18 protein-coding genes are annotated in these 19456 nt (G+C 67.8%); 10 read left to right on the forward strand and 8 right to left on the reverse strand.

The features are described from left to right. Window positions 1–154 precede the first annotated feature (154 nt). From rpmH to ACIQRL_RS09135, 9 genes are all read left to right on the forward strand, one after another. Window positions 155–292, forward strand: coding sequence for a 50S ribosomal protein L34 (gene rpmH, locus ACIQRL_RS09095; RefSeq protein ID WP_006381191.1), 138 nt, complete (start codon window positions 155–157; stop codon window positions 290–292). 21 nt (window positions 293–313) lie between these two features. Next, entirely contained in the window at window positions 314–685 is a 372-nt protein-coding gene (gene rnpA / locus ACIQRL_RS09100) for a ribonuclease P protein component (protein ID WP_401329077.1), read from the forward strand. After that, window positions 682–1035 carry a membrane protein insertion efficiency factor YidD gene (gene yidD, locus ACIQRL_RS09105; RefSeq protein WP_261703725.1) on the forward strand — a complete coding sequence of 118 codons (354 nt, stop codon included), beginning with the start codon at window positions 682–684 and terminating at the stop codon, window positions 1033–1035. Before rnpA ends, yidD begins: the two co-directional genes overlap by 4 nt. Before the next feature lie 3 nt (window positions 1036–1038). Further along, on the forward strand, window positions 1039–2343 hold the full coding sequence (yidC, locus tag ACIQRL_RS09110; protein WP_401329079.1) for a membrane protein insertase YidC: 1305 nt from the start codon (window positions 1039–1041) through the stop codon (window positions 2341–2343). Between the two features lie 15 nt (window positions 2344–2358). Further along, entirely contained in the window at window positions 2359–2868 is a 510-nt protein-coding gene (locus ACIQRL_RS09115; RefSeq protein WP_261703727.1) for a R3H domain-containing nucleic acid-binding protein, read from the forward strand. A 118-nt stretch (window positions 2869–2986) separates the two neighbouring features. After that, entirely contained in the window at window positions 2987–3703 is a 717-nt protein-coding gene (rsmG, locus tag ACIQRL_RS09120) for a 16S rRNA (guanine(527)-N(7))-methyltransferase RsmG (protein WP_401329082.1), read from the forward strand. Between the two features lie 361 nt (window positions 3704–4064). Then, window positions 4065–5138 carry a ParA family protein gene (locus ACIQRL_RS09125; protein WP_355851700.1) on the forward strand — a complete coding sequence of 358 codons (1074 nt, stop codon included), beginning with the start codon at window positions 4065–4067 and terminating at the stop codon, window positions 5136–5138. Continuing rightward, window positions 5135–6229: a ParB/RepB/Spo0J family partition protein gene (locus ACIQRL_RS09130; RefSeq protein WP_401329085.1), complete on the forward strand. Its 1095-nt coding sequence runs from the start codon at window positions 5135–5137 to the stop codon at window positions 6227–6229. The genes ACIQRL_RS09125 and ACIQRL_RS09130 overlap by 4 nt, the downstream gene beginning before the upstream one ends. Before the next feature lie 328 nt (window positions 6230–6557). Further along, window positions 6558–7175, forward strand: coding sequence for a GNAT family N-acetyltransferase (locus ACIQRL_RS09135; RefSeq protein ID WP_401329087.1), 618 nt, complete (start codon window positions 6558–6560; stop codon window positions 7173–7175). Window positions 7176–7313: 138 nt separating this feature from the next. Here ACIQRL_RS09135 and trxA read toward each other — a convergent pair whose 3' ends face one another. The 7 genes from trxA to ACIQRL_RS09170 form a co-directional block, all read right to left on the reverse strand. Then, window positions 7314–7646 carry a thioredoxin gene (gene trxA, locus ACIQRL_RS09140; protein WP_351869333.1) on the reverse strand — a complete coding sequence of 111 codons (333 nt, stop codon included), beginning with the start codon at window positions 7644–7646 and terminating at the stop codon, window positions 7314–7316. 46 nt (window positions 7647–7692) lie between these two features. Further along, entirely contained in the window at window positions 7693–8658 is a 966-nt protein-coding gene (gene trxB / locus ACIQRL_RS09145; protein WP_401329090.1) for a thioredoxin-disulfide reductase, read from the reverse strand. A gap of 250 nt (window positions 8659–8908) precedes the next feature. Then, window positions 8909–9817, reverse strand: a complete 909-nt coding sequence (locus tag ACIQRL_RS09150; protein WP_401329093.1) for an anti-sigma factor family protein — start codon at window positions 9815–9817, stop codon at window positions 8909–8911. Further along, entirely contained in the window at window positions 9814–10545 is a 732-nt protein-coding gene (gene sigM, locus ACIQRL_RS09155) for an RNA polymerase sigma factor SigM (RefSeq protein ID WP_401329095.1), read from the reverse strand. Before sigM ends, ACIQRL_RS09150 begins: the two co-directional genes overlap by 4 nt. 28 nt (window positions 10546–10573) lie before the next feature. Next, on the reverse strand, window positions 10574–12292 hold the full coding sequence (locus ACIQRL_RS09160; RefSeq protein ID WP_401329098.1) for a serine/threonine protein kinase: 1719 nt from the start codon (window positions 12290–12292) through the stop codon (window positions 10574–10576). Between the two features lie 118 nt (window positions 12293–12410). After that, complete coding sequence (murJ, locus tag ACIQRL_RS09165) at window positions 12411–14645, reverse strand: murein biosynthesis integral membrane protein MurJ (protein ID WP_401329101.1); 2235 nt, start codon at window positions 14643–14645, stop codon at window positions 12411–12413. 46 nt (window positions 14646–14691) lie between these two features. After that, window positions 14692–17112: a DUF6049 family protein gene (locus tag ACIQRL_RS09170; RefSeq protein WP_401329104.1), complete on the reverse strand. Its 2421-nt coding sequence runs from the start codon at window positions 17110–17112 to the stop codon at window positions 14692–14694. A gap of 223 nt (window positions 17113–17335) precedes the next feature. Here ACIQRL_RS09170 and ACIQRL_RS09175 point away from each other — a divergent pair, with 223 nt between their 5' ends. Further along, window positions 17336–18802, forward strand: coding sequence for a CCA tRNA nucleotidyltransferase (locus ACIQRL_RS09175; RefSeq protein WP_401329107.1), 1467 nt, complete (start codon window positions 17336–17338; stop codon window positions 18800–18802). A 101-nt stretch (window positions 18803–18903) separates the two neighbouring features. Here ACIQRL_RS09175 and ACIQRL_RS09180 read toward each other — a convergent pair whose 3' ends face one another. Further along, window positions 18904–19404 (reverse strand): hypothetical protein, encoded by a 501-nt coding sequence (locus ACIQRL_RS09180; RefSeq protein ID WP_401329109.1) that lies wholly within the window; start codon window positions 19402–19404, stop codon window positions 18904–18906. Window positions 19405–19456 lie beyond the last annotated feature (52 nt).

The following is a 19456-nucleotide window of genomic DNA, read 5'->3' on the forward strand; positions in this document are numbered from 1 at the left end:
TGTCGATGGCTGCTGCCGCCTGCCTCCGATGGGCACAGATCGCGAAGAGTGATCGGGAAGCGGTGCACTCGGGCGTAATGCGAGTTTCCTCGTGGGCGCACGGTGACAGCCAGGACGGCACCCCGCCACCACCGATTCTTTCTGGAGCCCCCTAGTGAGCAAGCGCACCTTCCAGCCGAACAACCGTCGTCGCGCCAAGACCCACGGCTTCCGCCTGCGGATGCGCACCCGTGCCGGCCGCGCGATTCTCGCGAACCGCCGTGGCAAGGGTCGCGCCAGCCTGTCCGCCTGATTACTTACAGGTCATGATCTCGTGCTGCCTACCGAGCATCGGCTGAGGCGGCGCGAAGACTTCGCGACCGCGGTACGCCGAGGACGCCGGGCCGGACGCCCGCTTCTCGTCGTCCATCTACGTAGCGGTGAACCGGACCCGCACGCGCCTGGGGAGAGCGCTCCCTCGACGCGTGCGGGTTTCGTCGTGAGCAAAGCCGTGGGCGGAGCGGTCGTACGCACCAAGGTGAAGCGCAGGCTTCGCCATCTGATGCGCGACCGAGTCGCCCTGTTGCCCCCCGGTAGCCTGGTAGTCGTACGAGCGCTGCCCGGTGCGGGTGACGCCGACCATGAACAGCTGGCCCGAGACCTGGATGCCGCCCTGCAGCGGCTGCTGGGAGGGGGCGCGCGATGAAGTACCCACTGCTTGCACTCATCAAGCTGTATCAGTGGACGATCAGCCCGTTGCTCGGGCCGGTCTGCAAGTACTACCCGTCGTGCTCCCGATACGGCTACACAGCCATCGACCGGCACGGTGCGATCAAGGGAACGGCACTTACCGCCTGGCGCATCCTCCGGTGCAATCCGTGGTCGCTGGGCGGTGTGGACCATGTTCCGCAACGCAAGCGTCCGCGGTGGCACGAACTGCTGCGTAACGCCTGGCGTGCACGCAAGGGCGGGACCTCCGCCGCCGAACCGGCCACCGGGGACACCACTGCCCCGGGCCCGGCCGCCGAGACCCCGTCCCATGCTCAAGGAGCTTGATTAGTGGACACGATTGCCAGTCTTTTCAGCTTCATCACGACACCTGTTTCCTGGGTCATCGTCCAGTTCCACGCCGTGTACGGGAAGATCTTCGGTCCTGACACGGGCTGGGCCTGGGGCTTGTCCATCGTGTCCCTGGTGGTCCTGATCCGTATCTGCCTGATCCCGCTCTTCGTGAAGCAGATCAAGGCCACCCGGGCCATGCAGACGCTGCAGCCCGAGATGAAGAAGATCCAGGAGCGCTACAAGAACGACAAGCAGCGCCAGTCCGAAGAGATGATGAAGCTGTACAAGGAGACGGGTACCAACCCGCTCTCCTCGTGCCTTCCCATCCTGGCGCAGTCGCCGTTCTTCTTCGCCCTGTACCACGTGCTCAACGGCATCGCGACGGGCAAGACGATCGGCGTCCTCGACGATCAGCTGCTCGCCAGCGCCCGTAAGGCACACATCTTCGGTGCCCCGCTCGCCGCGAAGTTCACGGACAGCGCCGAGACGGTCGCCCAGCTCGGCGCCACACTGACCGACGTCCGTGTCGTCACCGCGATCATGATCGTGCTGATGTCGGGCTCGCAGTTCTACACCCAGCGTCAGCTGATGACGAAGAACGTCGACACCACGGTGAAGACGCCCTTCATGCAGCAGCAGAAGATGCTGATGTACGTCTTCCCGGTGATGTTCGCCTTCTTCGGCATCCGGTTCCCCGTCGGTGTCCTCATCTACTGGCTGACCACCAACGTGTGGACCATGGGCCAGCAGATGTACGTCATCCGCAACAACCCGACCCCGGGTTCGAAGGCTCAGGCCGCTTACCTGGAGCGCCTGCAGAAGCACGTCACGAGCCACGGCAAGACGCGTCGCCGCAGCGAGAAGGCCATCGTCAAGGCCATCGTCGCCAAGGGCCGCGACCGCAACGAGTTCGAGCGCAAGTTCATCAACAGCCTGACCAAGGCGGGCCTCGTGGCCCAGCCCGACGGCCTTGTGGTGACCGGTGAGAACGCGGTCGTCATCGAGTCCGAGGACGGCACCACGACGACCACCGCGGCTGCCGCTCCCAAGCGTCAGCAGCCGAAGCGGCAGTCCAAGTCGCAGCGTCAGTCGGGCGCCGCTACCAGCAGCGGGCCGACGGACGAGCCGGAGCCGGAGCCGAAGACCTCGCTGAGCAAGTCCGACGAGCCGCAGGATGCCAAGCCCTCCGCCGCGAAGCCGGCCCCTGGAAGCGGTAACAAGCCCGGCTCCGGTACCCGCAGCAAGGCCCAGTCCGGACAGCGCAAGGGCCCGCAGCGGCCCAAGTCCCCGTCCAAGAAGTAAGAAGGAGTCCATCCCGTGACGGAAGGCACCACCTCCGCCGCCGCTGAGGGCGACACCCTGACCCGCCTCGAGCAGGAGGGCGAGATCGCGGCGGACTACCTCGAGGGTCTGCTCGACATCGCCGATCTCGACGGCGACATCGACATGGACGTCGAGGCCGACCGCGCCGCTGTCTCGATCATCAGCGACTCGGGCGGCCGAGACCTGCACAAGCTGGTCGGCCGGGACGGCGAGGTGCTGGAGGCGCTCCAGGAGCTCACGCGTCTGGCCGTGCACCGGGAGACCGGGGACCGCAGCCGGCTGATGCTGGACATCGCGGGGTTCCGGGCCAAGAAGCGCGAGGAGCTCTCCGAGCTGGGTGCCAAGGCCGCCGCCGAGGTCAAGAGCTCCGGTGAGCCGGTGAAGATGGACCCGATGACGCCCTTCGAGCGCAAGGTGGTGCACGACGCGGTCAAGGCCGCGGGCCTGCGCAGCGAGTCCGAGGGCGAGGAGCCGCAGCGCTTCGTCGTCGTGCTCCCCGCCTGATCGGTACGTACGTTCCTTCGGCCCCGTCTGTTGCGCAGGCGGGGCCGAACTTTGTCAGCCTGATAGTCCTGGTGATCAGCGCTCAGTGCGCTCAAGCGGTACGGAAGGACGGTCCCCCGTGACGGAGGCAGCGGAGCTTCCCCCCGCGCCCGAGCAGGCGCGCGAGGTATTCGGTGATCGCTTCGCGGACGCGGTCCGGTACGCGGAACTGCTGGCCGAGGCGGGAGTGCAGCGTGGGCTGATCGGCCCCCGTGAAGTGCCCCGGCTGTGGGAGCGGCACATCCTGAACTGCGCGGTGCTCTCCGAGGTCGTGCCCGAGGCCGTCACCGTGTGCGACGTCGGTTCCGGGGCCGGACTGCCCGGCATTCCTCTGGCGCTCGTCCGGGAAGATCTCAAGATCACGCTGCTGGAGCCCCTGCTGCGCCGGACGACCTTCCTCACCGAAGTCGTGGAAATGCTCGGTCTCGACCATGTGACCGTCGTGCGCGGCCGCGCCGAGGAGGTCATGGGGAAGCTGCAGCCGGTTCACGTGGTGACCGCCAGGGCGGTTGCCCCGCTCGACCGGCTGGCGGCCTGGGGCATCCCGCTGCTGCGCCCGTACGGAGAGATGCTGGCCCTCAAGGGCGACACCGCCGAGGAGGAGCTGAAGGCCTCCGCCACGGCACTGAGCAAGCTCGGTGCTGTCGAGACATCCATCCTGCATGTCGGTGAGGGCATCGTGGACCCGCTCTCCACCGTGGTGCGGGTCGAAGTGGGCGAGAGTCCCGGCGGTGTGCGGTTCGCGGCGAAGCGGGCCAAGGCCGCCAGGACGGGCCGGACGCGGCGCCGACGCTGATCCTGGACGCTGTGAGCATTCCTACTCCCGGTTCCCGCACGACGGAGCCGGGAGTTTCTCTGTTCAGGGCGGGAGTTGTTTCTCACTTCCACTGAGCCGGCCCTATCGATCGGGCGTACTCCACAAAAGCTGCCAAACCAGTAGGTATCGGAGTGTCGCGCCGCGATGATCCGGGCGGCTGGGCATCGTGTTTCACGTGAAACGTCGCTCATTGCTGCACGGCATCATCAGTCGGGGCCGCGCTGCGGCCGAACCTCGCGACCGGAGGCCTCTCGGATCACTCGGAGGTGGTCGTGAGTTGTCCACAGAGGTGGATTTCTCCACAGAACAACGGGCCTCGCTGGTTCACGACCCCGATGGCATGGGAGGCTCTGTTCATTGCGAGCCTGAAGTCGAGGAGAGTGAATCCTTGCGGTCCGACGCCAACATCGCGGGACCGATGACCGATCCGGTCCCCGGTCCCCGTACCGAGTCGATGGGGGAGGATGTTTCACGTGAAACACCGCCCCCAATGGACGACACTCCCATCGGTCGTGCTGCCCAGCTGGCTGTGGAGGCGCTAGGTCGCGCCGGTGAGGGCCTGCCACGGCCCGAGCAGACCCGAGTCATGGTGGTCGCCAACCAGAAGGGTGGGGTGGGTAAGACCACGACCACGGTCAACCTTGCCGCCTCGTTGGCCCTGCACGGTGGCCGGGTCCTGGTGATCGACCTCGACCCTCAGGGCAATGCCTCCACTGCACTGGGTATCGACCATCACGCCGAGGTCCCGTCGATCTATGACGTGCTGATCGACAGCAAGCCGCTCTCCGAGGTCGTACAACCGGTTCCTGATGTCGAGGGTCTCTTCTGCGCCCCCGCCACGATCGATCTCGCCGGTGCGGAGATCGAGCTGGTCTCTCTGGTGGCCCGTGAGAGCCGGCTGGAGCGAGCGATCCTGGCGTACGAGCAGCCGCTGGACTACATCCTCATCGACTGCCCGCCGTCGCTCGGTCTGCTGACGGTCAACGCGCTGGTCGCCGGAGCGGAAGTCCTCATCCCCATCCAGTGCGAGTACTACGCACTGGAAGGTCTGGGACAGCTCCTGCGCAACGTCGACCTGGTCCGGGGGCACCTCAACCCCGACCTCCACGTCTCGACGATTCTGCTCACCATGTACGACGGCCGGACGCGCCTCGCGTCCCAGGTCGCCGAGGAGGTGCGCAGCCACTTCGGCGAGGAGGTGCTGCGGACGAGCATTCCGCGCTCGGTCCGTATTTCGGAGGCCCCGAGCTATGGGCAGACGGTTCTGACTTACGATCCGGGTTCGAGCGGTGCTCTCTCGTATCTTGAGGCCGCGCGCGAAATCGCTCTCCGAGGAGTCGGGATGGCGTACGACGCGCAACATGCCCATGTGGGCGGACAGAACGATCAGAACATGGTGGAGGGGATCCAGTGAGCGAGCGACGACGAGGTCTGGGGCGGGGCCTTGGCGCACTGATCCCTGCGGCTCCGACAGGTGAGCGTCCGGGAGTTTCGGCGAGTGGGGCATCCTCCTCGCCGACCGCCGGTCCCGTACTCACAGCGGAGCGCGGGGTGGTGGCGGCGAAGGTGACCACGCTGCCGCCTGTTTCACATGAAACCGAGGAGCTGTCGCCGAACGGAGCCGTGGAGACGCTTCCGGCGCCCGTCGGTGCTCACTTCGCCGAACTGCCCCTGGACTACATCACGCCGAACCCGCGGCAGCCGCGTGAGGTCTTCGACGAGGACGCTCTCTCGGAGCTTGTCACCTCCATCAAGGAGGTCGGGCTTCTCCAGCCTGTCGTCGTCCGTCAGGTGGGTCCGACGCGCTACGAGCTCATCATGGGTGAGCGCCGCTTCCGGGCCTGCCGCGAGGCGGGGCTCGAGGCCATTCCGGCGATCGTGCGGGCCACGGAGGACGAGAAGCTCCTCCTGGACGCGCTCCTCGAAAACCTGCACAGGGCCCAGCTGAACCCGCTGGAAGAGGCGGCGGCCTACGACCAGCTGCTCAAGGACTTCAACTGCACGCACGACCAGCTCGCGGACCGGATCGGACGGTCGCGTCCGCAGGTCTCCAACACCCTGCGTCTGCTGAAGCTCTCGCCGTCGGTTCAGCGTCGTGTGGCCGCCGGGGTTCTTTCCGCGGGGCATGCAAGGGCGCTCCTTGCCGTCGACGACTCGGAGGAGCAGGACCGCCTGGCTCACCGCATCGTCGCCGAGGGGCTCTCGGTGCGAGCCGTGGAAGAGATCGTCACCCTCATGGGGTCGCGGCCGCAGACGGCTCAGCGCTCCAAGGGGCCGCGGGCCGGCGGTCGGGTCTCCCCGGCTCTGAGTGATCTGGCGACACGCCTCTCGGACCGCTTCGAGACACGTGTGAAGGTCGACCTGGGGCAGAAGAAGGGCAAGATCACTGTCGAGTTCGCTTCGATGGATGACCTTGAGCGCATCCTCGGCTCTCTCGCCCCGGGCGAGGGACCGGTCCTTCAGAAGAGCCTTCTGGACGACGACTCCGTCGACGCGGAAGACTGAGTCGGCGTTCTGGCGGACCGATGTCCGATCGGTCCATCAGGAGAGCGGACCGTGTCCGGTGTGTACCGGAACACGGCCCGCTCTTTGCTTTCTGGCGGTATCGATGGAATCGCATCGTCGATACGATGCGATTGGGTATGGCGCATCCACCTGGCAGCACCTTCATCGGGGAGGCGGGGGTCATGCAAACCGTGAGCCGTACCGGACTGGTGACCGCAGGCCTGGGCCTGGGAGCGGTCGGCGGATTCGTCGGCAGCCTGCTCAGAGAGCGGAGCCATCTGACAGCCGCCCGTGACGCCGCGGGCGAAGGAAGCGAGGAACATCCTTCATGGGGCGTCGGCTCGTACCGCTCACGCTGGACAACCTTCCGGACCTTCCCCAGCGTTGTCGTGCGTGTGTCTTCTGGGAACTGGACCCTGTCAGCAGCGAAGCCGCGGTAAAGGCAGGCACGCCCGCGCTGGAGAAGGAAGCGTGGATCTCCTCGGTTCTGCTGGACTGGGGATCCTGCGGCCGGGTTGCCTATGTGGACGACGTGCCGGTGGGCTTCGTGCTCTACGCGCCGCCGGCCTACGTACCCCGCTCCACCGCGTTCTCCACGAGCCCCGTGGCGGCGGACGCGGTGCAGCTCATGACCTCGTTCATCATGCCGGGCTATCAAGGACAGGGACTGGGCCGGGTGATGGTCCAGACGGTGGCCAAGGATCTGCTCCGTCGGGGAGTCAAGGCGATCGAGGCTTTCGGGGACGCCCGGTGGAAGGAGCCCGCCTGCGTGCTCCCTGCGGACCATCTGCTCGCCGTGGGCTTCAAGACCGTACGCCCTCACCCCAGGTACCCCCGTCTGCGGCTGGAACTGCGGACGACGCTCTCCTGGAAGGAAGACGTGGAGATGGCGCTGGACCGTCTCCTCGGAGCGGTACAGAAGGAGCCTGCGCTTCGACCCCTGTGACGGCCGCCTGACCCGCACGCGCGGAGCTTCGACCGGCGTCCTTGTCCCTCAGACAGATAAAGCGAATGGGCCAGCCCCAACGGGCTGGCCCATTCGTGTTTCACGTGAAACACGCGCCGCGTGTGCGGCGGTCAACGACTACTCGGAGATGAAGTCCTCGAGGTCGCGCACGATGGCGGCCTTGGGCTTCGCACCGACGATGGTCTTGGCGACCTCGCCACCCTGGTAGACGTTCAGGGTCGGGATCGACATGACGCCGTACTTGGCGGCCGTGGCCGGGTTCTCGTCGATGTTGAGCTTGACGATCTCGATCTTGTCACCGTGCTCGGCGGCGATCGCCTCCAGCGAAGGGGCGATCTGACGGCAGGGACCGCACCAGGCGGCCCAGAAGTCCACCAGGACGGGCTTGTCGCTCTTGAGGACGTCCTGCTCGAAGGAGTCGTCAGTCACGTTCTTGAGGGTGCCGGCCACGGCGGGCTCCTTAACTTGTTGGTGCGGTGGGAGGAGGGAGGGCGGATCAGACGGTGGCGGCCGCGGCGGCTGTCTCGCTGTCCGCAAGGGCGGCGAGGTAGCGCTCGGCATCGAGGGCGGCGGAGCAGCCGGTACCGGCCGCGGTGATCGCCTGGCGGTACGTGTGGTCGACTACGTCACCGGCGCCGAAGACACCGGTCAGGTTCGTACGGGTCGAAGGTGCGGCGACCTTCAGGTAGCCCTCGCCGTCCAGGTCGAGCTGGCCCTTGAAGAGCTCGGTGCGCGGGTCGTGACCGATCGCGATGAACAGACCGGTCACCGGCAGCTCCGAGGTCTCGCCGGTCTTGAGGTTGCGCAGTGTCAGACCGGCCAGCTTCGGGTCGCCCTTGATCGCGGCGACTTCGCTGTCCCAGATGAACTTGATCTTCGGGTCGGCGAAAGCACGCTCCTGCATCGCCTTGGAGGCGCGGAGGCTGTCCCGGCGGTGGACGATGGTCACGGACTTGGCGAAGCGCGAGAGGAAGGTGGCTTCCTCCATCGCGGTGTCGCCCCCGCCGATCACGGCGATGTCGTGGTCCTTGAAGAAGAAGCCGTCACACGTCGCGCACCAGGAGACGCCACGCCCGGAAAGCGTGTCCTCGTTGGGCAGTCCGAGCTTGCGGTGCTGCGAGCCCGTCGTGACGATCACGGCCTTGGCGCGGTGCACCGTGCCGGCGGTGTCCGTGACGGTCTTGATCTCGCCCGTCAGGTCGACGGCGACGACATCGTCCGGGACCAGCTCGGCACCGAAGCGCTCGGCCTGGGCGCGCATGTTCTCCATGAGCTCGGGGCCCATGATGCCGTCCTGGAAGCCGGGGAAGTTCTCCACCTCGGTGGTGTTCATCAGCGCACCGCCTGCGGTGACGGCGCCTTCGAACACCAGCGGCTTCAGCGACGCGCGCGCGGTGTAGAGCGCCGCCGTGTAGCCGGCGGGCCCAGACCCGATGATGATCACGTTACGGACGTCGCTCACGACTTGATTCCTCGTCTCTGGAGACTGCTGCGTACCGGTGGGAGCATCTCTCAGTACTCTCACCCCACCCAACGGATCCTAAGGGGCTTCAATTCCCGCTGTGTCAGGGCACACGGAGACGGGTTGCGGGACGGGGGATGCCAAGCGGCGTCTGGGCGGCACACTGCCAGGCTCCGAAGGATCAGGGCGCGCTGACGAGAGGCTCGGGACGGGGCCGGTGGATGGGCCCGGGAACCTGAAGCCGACGTTTTCAGGGCCGCGCGTACGACCGCGTCAGCAGGAGCTTCCCGGGCGACGGGGAAGCCTGCTTTTCGCAGGAGGAGTCGACGAGGTAGGCCGTGACCTTCGACTTGTCGGAGGCATCGGAGACCACGAGGAGATAGACGCCGGTCCCCTGGTACGAGCCCTCCTTGGCGGCGAGGAGGACCCCCGGGTCCCCGGTCCCCTGCTCGACGCACTGGGGCACGGCGGGGGTGGGGGTGATCAGGGTCTTGGGCCCGCCCGAATCGGTTCCGCCGTCCTGCGACTCGACACCCCAGGGCTTCGCACTGGCCGAGCTGTTACCCGACTTTGTGTTCTTCGCGAGAAGGCCCGATACCTCGCTCTTCAGCGTCTTGTCGGAGAAGGTGTAGCGCGCCCCCGGCTCCTGCTGCGTTGCTGTCTGGGAGGTCTTGCCGGAGCTGTCGCCGCCCAGCGTCTGTACAAGGATCGCGCCCAGCCCCAGGGCGGCGGCCGCGAAGGCGGTAGTGAGGAGGACCGTCCTGCGGCGCCCACGACGCGCTCGATGAGGACGACCGGGTCCGGTGGCCGCTCGAGGATGTCCCGAAGGAGCGCCGGCAGCCGACGTTTCACGTGAAACATGAGTGAGGTCGTCGTCCGCGGCAGAGGCCTCATCGGGCGCTGTGGCACTCAGCAGGGCTTCCGCGGCCAGAGCGGCATCGATACGCCCGGCCACGTCGTCGGGCATGCGCGAGGGAACAGGCAGAGCGCCGAGCAGGCCGCGGATCTCCTCCAGGGAGTCGTACACGTCGGCGCAGAGCACACATCCATCGAGATGCTCTCGTACGTCCTCGGTACGTGATGGCGAGAGCAGGCCCTCGGTGAGGTCGGAGATTTCCGCGACGTCCGGGTGCCCGGCCTTGTCCGTCGTGGATGTCACGCTCGCCCACCTCCGCCCTTCACAGCCGCTGAATCGCTTGGCCCTGCGTCGCGGGGTCCCGGCTCGTGCGGTCCCGCTGCGGGTGGGACGGATGTCCCCTGCGTCCGGTTCCGTCCGCCGCCCGACTTCTTGGTCCCCTCGTCACCGGCGTTCTCCGTGCGGAGATGGGTGAGCAGGGGAAGCAGTCTGGCTCTGCCCCGTGCACAGCGGCTCTTCACCGTGCCGGTCGGCACATCGAGGATGCGGGCGGCCTCGGCCACGGGGTAGCCCTGCATGTCCACCAGGACGAGGGCGGCGCGCTGGTCGGCCGGGAGAGTGCCCAGGGCCCCAATGAGTTCGCGGTGGAGGTCATTGCGCTCGGCCGGCGCGGACGCGGACTCGTGCGGTTCGAGGAGCTGTTCCAGGCGCTGGGTGTCATCGACCGGGGACGTCCTCCTGGAGGCCGCCTTACGGGCTCGGTCTAGACAGGCGTTCACCGTGATGCGGTGCAGCCAGGTCGTGACGGCCGACTGGCCCCGGAAGGTGTGGGCGGCCCGGTAGGCCGAGACGAGCGCGTCCTGGACCGCGTCAGCGGCTTCCTCGCGGTCTCCCAGCGTCCGCAGGGCCACCGCCCAGAGCCGGTCACGATGCCGCCGCACGATCTCACCGAAGGCGTCAGGATCGCCTTTGACATGGCGGGCCAGGAGGTCCTGATCGCTTGCTTCGCCATAAGCGGCTTCATCGGCCATCGGACCCCCTCCCCTCCGTCGACGAACGTCAGCCGGTGAACTTCACATCCGTGATGGCCTGCTTGTAGCCGGCGTTGCTGTACTGGTCACCGGACGCGTAGGGCATCGCCGTGATCCAGAGCAGCACGTACTGAGTCTTCGCCTTCTTGCTGACTGTGATCTTCGCGCTGGTCGCGTTCGTCGTGAGCGTCCCGATCTTCGTCATCGCATCCACTGATGTGGAGGAGCCCATCGAGTCGGTCGCGTAGAGGGTGATCGTGGTGTGATCACCGGGGTACCGGAGCCCTATGGAAGCCGCCGTGACCGTCTGCTGCGAACCGAGGTCGTAGACGATACCGACACCGGGCTTGTAGGACGGCTTCATGTCCGGACCGTCCAGGAAGCTCTTGCTCCGCCAGTATGTCGAGCTGTCATCGTCGAAGGTCTTGCCCACGTCACCGGATGCCTGCGCGCCGCCCTTCGCGACGTACTCCTGGGCGTCCTTGATGGCGATCGGCTTGACCGGCTCGGTCTGGTCGCCGCTCTTCTCGTTGCCGTCCGTCGTCTGGGTCTTCTTGGTGTCGTCGGACTTGCTGTGGTGCATCAGCGCGTCCGCGAGCTGCCAACTGCCCAGGCCCAGTGCGGCGATGAGAAGCGCCGAGACGGCCCACTTCAGGGCGGTGCCGGTACGGCTCTGCAGCGGGGGCGGCGGTGCGGGCACGGGCTGGGTGGTGCCCGGACGCGGCGACTGACGGCCGTACGTGCCCTGCTGGTACGTCGTGCGCTGGTACTCGGGCGGTGCGGTGAAAGCGGGCTCCGGCGGGCGGATGCGGGGCATCTCGCTGATCGCCTTCACGAGCTCCTCGGGCGTGGTGCACGGGGACTCGTGGCGGGAGGCGGTCGCACCGTCGTTGGCGAGCGCGCGCATCGCGAGCTCCGACAGGCCCCGGTGGACACCGGCCCGCACCTGGTCGGGTGCGATGAGACCGACGCCCTTGGGCAGCCCTGACAGGCCGTAGGCGTCGTTCTCGTACGGCCACCGCTGGGTGAGGGCGGCGTACAGGAGTGCGCCGATCGCCTCTGTGTCGGAGCGCTGTGGGGTGTCCGAACTGATGCCGCGCAGCGCCGCGTTCACGGCGAGCCCGCGGATGCGCCACTGGCCGGAGGACGTGCGCAGCACGGCCCCCGGGGTCAGCTTCAGATGGGCGAGGCCCTCGCGGTGCGCGGCGGCCATGGCCTGGGAGACCTGACTCACCATCTGGTAGGCCTCGTGCACCTCGAGGGGACCCGAGGCGAGGAGTGCGGTGAGCTCCGTGGCGTCCGGCAGCCACTCGTGTACCACGTAGACGAGATCGTTCTCCTCGACCGCGTCCAGGACCTGGACGAATCGGGGATCGCCCAGCAGGGCGGAGGAACGGGCCGCCGCCAGGACCGAGCGGGCCCGCGGATGATCGGCGGGCAGCAGATGCACCCCGACGGCACGGCGGAGCTTCTCGTCCATCGCGCGCCAACTGCTGAAACCGTCCAGACGGGTGACGCACTCTTCGAGGCGGTAACGCCTGGCGAGTTTGTGACCACTGTGCAGTTCGGGCGGTGAGGCCTTTCCGGGACTCTCGGTCCCGCCGCTCCCCTGTGCCTCTTCGCTGTCCGTTTCCTGCTCCCGGTTGTGGGCCACCCCGTCGGACGTGGTCTGGTCCGCCTTGGCGGTCAGCGGTTCGTCACCGCTGTTGTCTGCCACGTCGACGGCAGCCGTGCTCCGTTCCGCCACCGTCGTCCCTGCCTCCCCATCCATTGCGCGCTGTCCGACGCAGAAACCAATTGTGCCCACAGTCCGGCGCTATGCACGACACACGGCGACGGACGATGGTTGTGCGCGTACCCCCGCCTCAGCGACCCAGGCGCCCGCGGACCATTCCGACCATTGAGTTGAGTTCTTCGATGCGCATCTTGCGCGCGGCGACGTAGAAGACACCGAGCAGGGCGATCGATCCGGCGACGAGCGCGGCGATCGAACCGATCACACCGTGCCCGAGAACCTGGGTGATCGCGAAGCCTACGGCCCCGCCCACCACGGCGCCAGGGAGGGAGGCCAGGCAGAGACGCGCGTACGTGCGCAGCACGCGTGCCCCGTCCAGGTCGCCGCCCAGCCGCCTGCGCAGTCGCTGCCAGGCCACGCCGACGCCGACGGCGTACGCCAGTCCGTATGCGCCGGCCATGCCGACGACCGCCCACTGCGCGGGCAGCACCACGTAACAGAGGGCCGAGGCGGCGGCGTTGACGGCGGCCACGATGACCGTGTTGTAGAAGGGGGTGCGGGTGTCCTCGTAGGCGTAGAAGCCACGCAGGACCACGTACTGCACCGAGAACGGGATCAGACCGAGGGCGAAGGCCATGAGGACATAGCCCTGGGACTGTGCGGCCTCGATGCCGCTGGAACCGAAGAGCAGGGTGCACATGGGGATGCCCAGGGCCACGAACATGAAGGCCACCGGGACGATCGCCACCGCCGAGGTCCGCAGACCCTGCGAGATGTCGTCTCGGACGGCTCCCGGGTCACCGTCGTGGGCCGCTCGCGAGATCCGCGGAAGCATGGCCGCCATGACGGAGACCGTGATGATCGCCTGCGGCATGCCCCAGATCAGCTGGGCGTTGGCGTAGGCCAGGATGCCCGCTCCGTCCTTGCCCGAGGCCTTGCCCGCCGCTGTGGCCAGCTGTGTGACGACGAGGACGCCCGCCTGGTTGGCGAGAACGAAGAGCACGGTCCACTTGGCGAGCTTGACGGCCTTGCCGAGCCCGTGGCCCCGCCAGTCGAAGCGCGGACGGAACCGGAACCCGGCCTCGCGCAGATACGGAACCATGGCCGTGGCCTGCACGACCAGGCCGAGGAGGGTTCCGATGCCCAGCAGACGGATCCCGTCCGGCGGGATGTTGTTCACCGTCATGCCGGAGTGCCGGGCGCTGCCGTAGACCCAGAGGAACATGCCGAAGGTGAAGATCATGACGATGTTGTTCAGGACCGGAGTCCACATCATCGCGCCGAACTTCCCGCGGGCGTTGAGGATCTGGCCCATAACCACGTGCACACCCATGAAGAAGATCGTGGGCAGGCAGTACCGGGCGAAGGAGACGGCCACGTTGTTCGACGCCGGGTCGCTCGCGATGGAGTCCGACATCAGCTGAATCAGCAGCGGCGCGATGAAGACCGCCGCGGTGACGATCACACCGAGGGCGACCATGACGAGGGTCAGCAGGCGGTTGGCGTACGCCTCACCGCCGTCCTCGTCCTCCTTCATGGACCGCACGAGCTGGGGCACGAAGACCGAGTTGAGTCCGCCGCCGACGGTCAGGATGTAGATCATCGTCGGCAGGGTGTACGCGACGGTCCAGGCGTCGCCGAGCGTCGCCGCTCCCAGCGCGGCGGTGATGATCATGGTGCGTACGAAGCCGGTGAGACGGGACACCAGCGTGCCCGCCGCCATGACGGCGCTGGACTTCAGCAAGCCGGAGGCGCGACCGCCGGACTTCGCCGGAGCGGCTGCGGGAGGCTGAGGTGCGGCCGGAGCCGGCTCGGGCGCCGGTGCCGGGACCGCGGGGGAGGCATAGGCGTGACGGACGCCGCCCTGTTGCTGATCGCGGAAGAGATGCGCGAAGGCGTCGGGCTCGGGCTGCTCCTCGCCGGCCTGGGTGACCAGGTCGTCCACCCCCACGAACTGGGTGGTCCGGGCGTCGTCCCCGTACGGCAGGTGGCGCGTCGGCCCGGCCGGCTCCGGAGGGGGCGTCTGGGCCCACACCCGAGGGTCGGGCGCGTACTGCGACGCCGGCGGCTGGGCGTAGAGCGGCTGCTGGGGGGCGTACGTTCCGGGCGCCGGCGGAGGGTGCGCGGCACGGTCGTAGAGCGCCTCCGCCACCGGGTCCTGGGCCGAGAGGTCCTGCGCCCGGTAGGGATCCTGGTCGTAGGCGTCCTGGAGGTACATGTCCGCGGGAGACCCCGGCGGCATCTGACCGGCCTCCGGCGTGCCCTCGGGGTAACCGGAGCGGCCCGCGTGCTGGTCCGGGTAGTCCTCGGGGTAGCCCGAGGAGCCCGCACCCTGGCCGCGGTCACCGTCGTACGGCGCGTTCATGGTTGCCCCACCTCATCGTCCCCGGGCCCACCGGCCACGACATCGCTCAACGGTCCACTCTCTCACCCGTGCCGGACGGGTCGGCGCTTTCCGGTGCGGTGTCCGGTGTTGGGTCACTCGGGTGCTCCGGGTCGTCTGCCCCGGACTCCGAGTCAAAAGCCCGTTCGGGACCGGCCTCGGAGTCTGCGGTGGTGTCAGTGTCCACGGTGCCGTCCGTGTCCTTGCTCTCGCCCCCTGCATCGAGGCCGTTCTCCGCGTCCTCCTCGGCCTGCCGGGCCGCGGCGCGCTTACGCTGCGTGTACATCCGGAAACCGGCGAGCACGAGAAGCAGGACTCCACCGCCGATGACGAGCATCACGGTAGAGGTGATCTCGGTGACCTTCACCTCGAAGGGAACCGGGTCGCCGTACGGCTGCCCGTCCTCCGTGTACAGCTGGGCGACGACCTGCACCGGGCCGTTGGCCTTGGTGGACGTCGTGAACTTGACCGACTGACTGTGCTCGCCGGAGACCTGGATCGGCTGCTCGTCGTACGGGCCGTTGCCGATCTTGAGACGGGTGGGCTGTTGCGACGTGAGGCGCAGCACCAGATGGCCGACGCCCTGCACGAGATTGTTCTGGACGGTCACGGGGATCGTGGCGCTGCGGCCGGAGAGCTTCGCGTCCGACTTCTTGATGAGATGCACCAGGCCCATGAGCCCGTCGAGGTACGTCTCCACGCCCTGCCGGAAGTCCGCCGCCTCAGTGGTGCGACCGCGCCAGGAAGCCGACATCCCCCGGTCTATGGCCCGCCCGAACGGGGTGACCACACGGGACTCGTCGGTCAGGATCATCCGGAACTTGTCGAGCTTGGCCTGTGTCTCCTGGATCCGCTCGAAGGCCGCGCGCGGCAGTTCCCGCTTGCGCAGTGCCGAGGGGTACGAGGACGCGGAGGGCACCTTCGTGGTGGCGCCGGGGTCGGGCTTGGCCTTGGCGGCCTCGATCAGCCCCTGGGACTCCGACCAGTTCCCCTGCTGCAGCGCCCGCAGCCCCTCGGCCATGGACTGCGCCTGGCTCGCGGTGGGCATGCGCTGCGGAGCGACGACGATACTGCGCGCGTCCTTCGGCTCCTGCAGGTTGATCATCAGGCTCTGCGCGAGGAACTTCTGGACGGCGAGAGTCGAGTTGTCCGCCTTCATCATGTCGCCCTCGAACGCGGTCGACAGCCGCTCGTCCGCGACCACCGCCGTCGTTCCGCCGCCGATGGGACGGGCGGCGCTGGGCGTGTACGACAGACCGCCCGTCTCCCGCAGGCTGTCGCTGCGCGCGATCACCTTGTCCGCGCCGGCCGACGTGGCCACCTTGACGATCGACGGGTCCACCGCGCCGTCCGCGGGCCAGGCGAACTCGGTGCTCGGCTTCACGTGGACGATCGTCTCCACCGTGCCGGCCGCCACGTCGGTGGCGTCCTTGAGGTGACTCAGGGAACCGGTGACGTCCTTGCCGTGGTGGGCCAGCGACGCGAGGTCGGGGTCGGCGAAGGGGAGCGCGACGACGCTCCGGTCCTGGACCGTCTTCTCCAGCTTGTCGAGCCAGGCGCTGGCCACCGCCTGGTTCCTCCCGGCGATGGTCGTGCCGTCCTCCTGCTGGATCCGGTAGCCGCCCCTCATCGCGTCGACGGAGGCCAGCAGGTCCGGGTCGAGCACCCAGGTGACATCGAGCTCGCTGCCCAGCGACAGGAGCTGGTCCAGGCGTCCGCCGGGGGCGATCTCCTTGGCCAGGTCGTCGTTCTTGAAGACAGGCGTCTGCTGCGCGTCCGAACCGGTCTCCGCCGTGAGGTGGACGGTGGAGATGAGCGGCCAGAGGTACGTCGTCTTCGTCTTCGTGTCCGCGGCGGAGGACTGCCAGGGAAGGAACGTCCGTTTGATGCCGAGAACCTGGTCCCACGGCTGTGCGGTGGTCCGGCCCGTCAGCGATACGCCGAGCTGGTAGACCCCGTCGGAGCCGAGGTCGAGGTCCTTGACGGGCACCGAGATGCTGAAGTTCTGCGAGCTGCCCGCGGTGAGCTTGGTGACCTTCGCGACGTACTTGCCCCCGACCTCCAGCGCGTCGAGGCCCGGCTGGAAGCTGGTGCGCTTCGCGGCGGTGTCGATGGCGGAGCGGGTGTTCAGCGACGGTCCCACACGGATACCCACATGGCCGTCCGTGACCGTCTGCTTGCTCGTGTTGGTGACCGAGCCCGAGACCGTGATCGTGTCGCCGTCGGTGGGGGCGCTGGGGCTCAGCGAGTCGAGGCTGACGTCCACAGGGCCGGACGAACCCGCGGCAGTGGCCACAGCGGCTCTCTCAGAGGCCTGAGAGGGCGTGCTGAGGGGCAGCTGGAGCAGCCCGGCCAGCAGCGGCGCCCCGGCCAGCAGTGCACCGCCGCGCCGGAGCCACCGGCGGGCAGGTGAGGGACTCGTCCCTTGGAAGTCTGCCGCCTCGGCCACGCGCTCGCCCGTCCCTCGTCGTCGTCAGTGGTCGTCGGAATGTGCGTCCACGCATGGTAACGAGGTGCGCTGAGAGTAAGTGCCACGGAGTGGTCCACAAGATCGGCAAAGGATGCCGACTGTCCTGTATGTGCGCCTATTCTGCCCGCGAAAAGAAGTGGGGCGCGGGTGTGGGATTTATCCGGGCGCTCCCGGGGGCCTCGGCCACGTACCCTTTTCTGTTGTGCCGAACGCCAACGAAGACAATTCCAGTGCCCTGAGCCAGGTGCAGCGCCGCGCGGTGAGTGAACTGCTGCGGGTGTCTCCTGTCGCCGACGAGCTCGCCCGCCGTTTCCAGGAGGCCGGGTTCTCGCTCGCCCTGGTCGGCGGCTCGGTCCGGGACGCGCTCCTCGGTCGGCTCGGCAACGACCTGGACTTCACGACGGACGCCCGACCCGAGGACGTGCTGAAGATCGTCCGGCCCTGGGCGGACGCGGTGTGGGAGGTCGGGATCGCCTTCGGCACGGTGGGGGCCCAGAAGGACGCTCGCGTGGGTGATGGGGAGCAGTCGTTCCAGATCGAGATCACGACCTACCGCTCCGAGGCGTACGACCGGACCTCGCGCAAGCCCGAGGTGTCCTACGGCGACTCCATCGAGGAAGACCTCGTGCGCCGCGACTTCACGGTGAACGCGATGGCCGTCGCGCTGCCGGAGAAGGAGTTCATCGACCCGTACGGCGGTCTGGACGACCTGTCCGCTCGCGTTCTGCGTACCCCGGGCACCCCGGAGGCGTCCTTCTCCGACGATCCGCTGCGGATGATGCGCGCCGCACGGTTCGCGGCACAGCTCGACTTCGAGGTGGCGCCTGAGGTCGTTGCCGCCATGACGGACATGGCCGGACGTATCGAGATCGTCTCGGCGGAGCGGGTACGGGACGAGCTGAACAAGCTGATCCGGTCCGCCCACCCGCGCAAGGGCCTGACGCTGCTCGTGGACACAGGGCTCGCGGACCACGTGCTCCCCGAGCTTCCCGCGTTGCGGCTGGAGAGTGACGAGCACCACCGGCACAAGGACGTCTACGAGCACACGCTGATCGTTCTGGAACAGGCGATGGCCTTGGAGGAGAACGGGCCCGATCTGGTTCTCAGGCTCGCCGCGCTGCTCCATGACATCGGCAAGCCGCGTACGCGCCGCTTCGAGCAGGACGGGCGGGTCTCGTTCCACCACCACGAAATGGTGGGCGCCAAGATGACCAAGAAGAGGATGACGGCGCTCAAATACTCGAATGACCTCGTGAAGGATGTCTCACGTCTGGTCGAACTGCATCTGCGCTTCCACGGGTACGGCACCGGTGAGTGGACGGACTCCGCGGTTCGTCGCTACGTCCGTGACGCGGGTCCCCTCCTCGACCGTCTCCACAAGCTGACACGTTCCGACTGCACCACGCGCAACAAGCGCAGGGCGGCCGCGCTCTCCCGCGCCTACGACGGGCTGGAGGATCGCATCGCCCAGCTCAAGGAGCAGGAAGAGCTCGACGCGATCCGCCCCGACCTCGACGGCAACGAGATCATGGAGATCCTGGGCATCGGTCCGGGTCCCGCGATCGGGCAGGCGTACAAGTTCCTGCTGGAGCTGCGACTGGAGAACGGCCCGATGGAGCATGACGACGCCGTGGCGGCGCTCAAGGAGTGGTGGGCCGAGCAGGGCTGAGGAGTGGCCGCCGGGTCATGTTTCACGTGAAACATGACCCGGGCGACGGGAAGGGGCGGTGTTTCACGTGAAACACCGCCCCTTCCCGTCCCATACAGGAGCTACTTGGCGGCGAGCTCCGACAGGCAGAGGGTGAAGTCGCTGCTGCCGCCCGTCTCGGTGTACTCGGCGTACTTGGTGCGGTCGCAGCCAGAGTTGTCGCTCTTCTTCTCTGCAACCTTGAACTTCGCCTTGGAGTTGCCGCAATCTACGACCTTCAGGCCCGGGTCCGTGGTGCTGTCGGGGTTGCTGATGCTCATGCAGTCGCCGACCTTGGCGGTGTCCGGGTCGTGCCGGCTCGCCAGGTAGCCCACGCCGGCGGCTATGACGGCGCAGACCACGATGCCGATGCGCAGGTACTGCCGGAAGCCGCGCTTCGGACGCTGCGGCGGGACCGGGGCGAAACCGGCGTTCGGCTGCTGCGGGAACCCCGGCTGGCCAGGCTGCTGCGGGTAGGCCTGCGGGGGCTGCTGGCCGTACGGAGCCTGTCCCTGAGGCGGCGGGCCGTAGGACGGCTGGCCCTGGGCGAATGGGTTCTGGCCCTGGGGTGGCGGAGTTGTCACTGGGGTCCCCCTAGAACTTAGGCGCGTGATGCAAAGTAAGACGCACGTAAGT

Source organism: Streptomyces sp. NPDC091209, from assembly GCF_044757755.1.
In the GTDB taxonomy this organism is placed as follows: Bacteria; Actinomycetota; Actinomycetes; order Streptomycetales; family Streptomycetaceae; genus Streptomyces.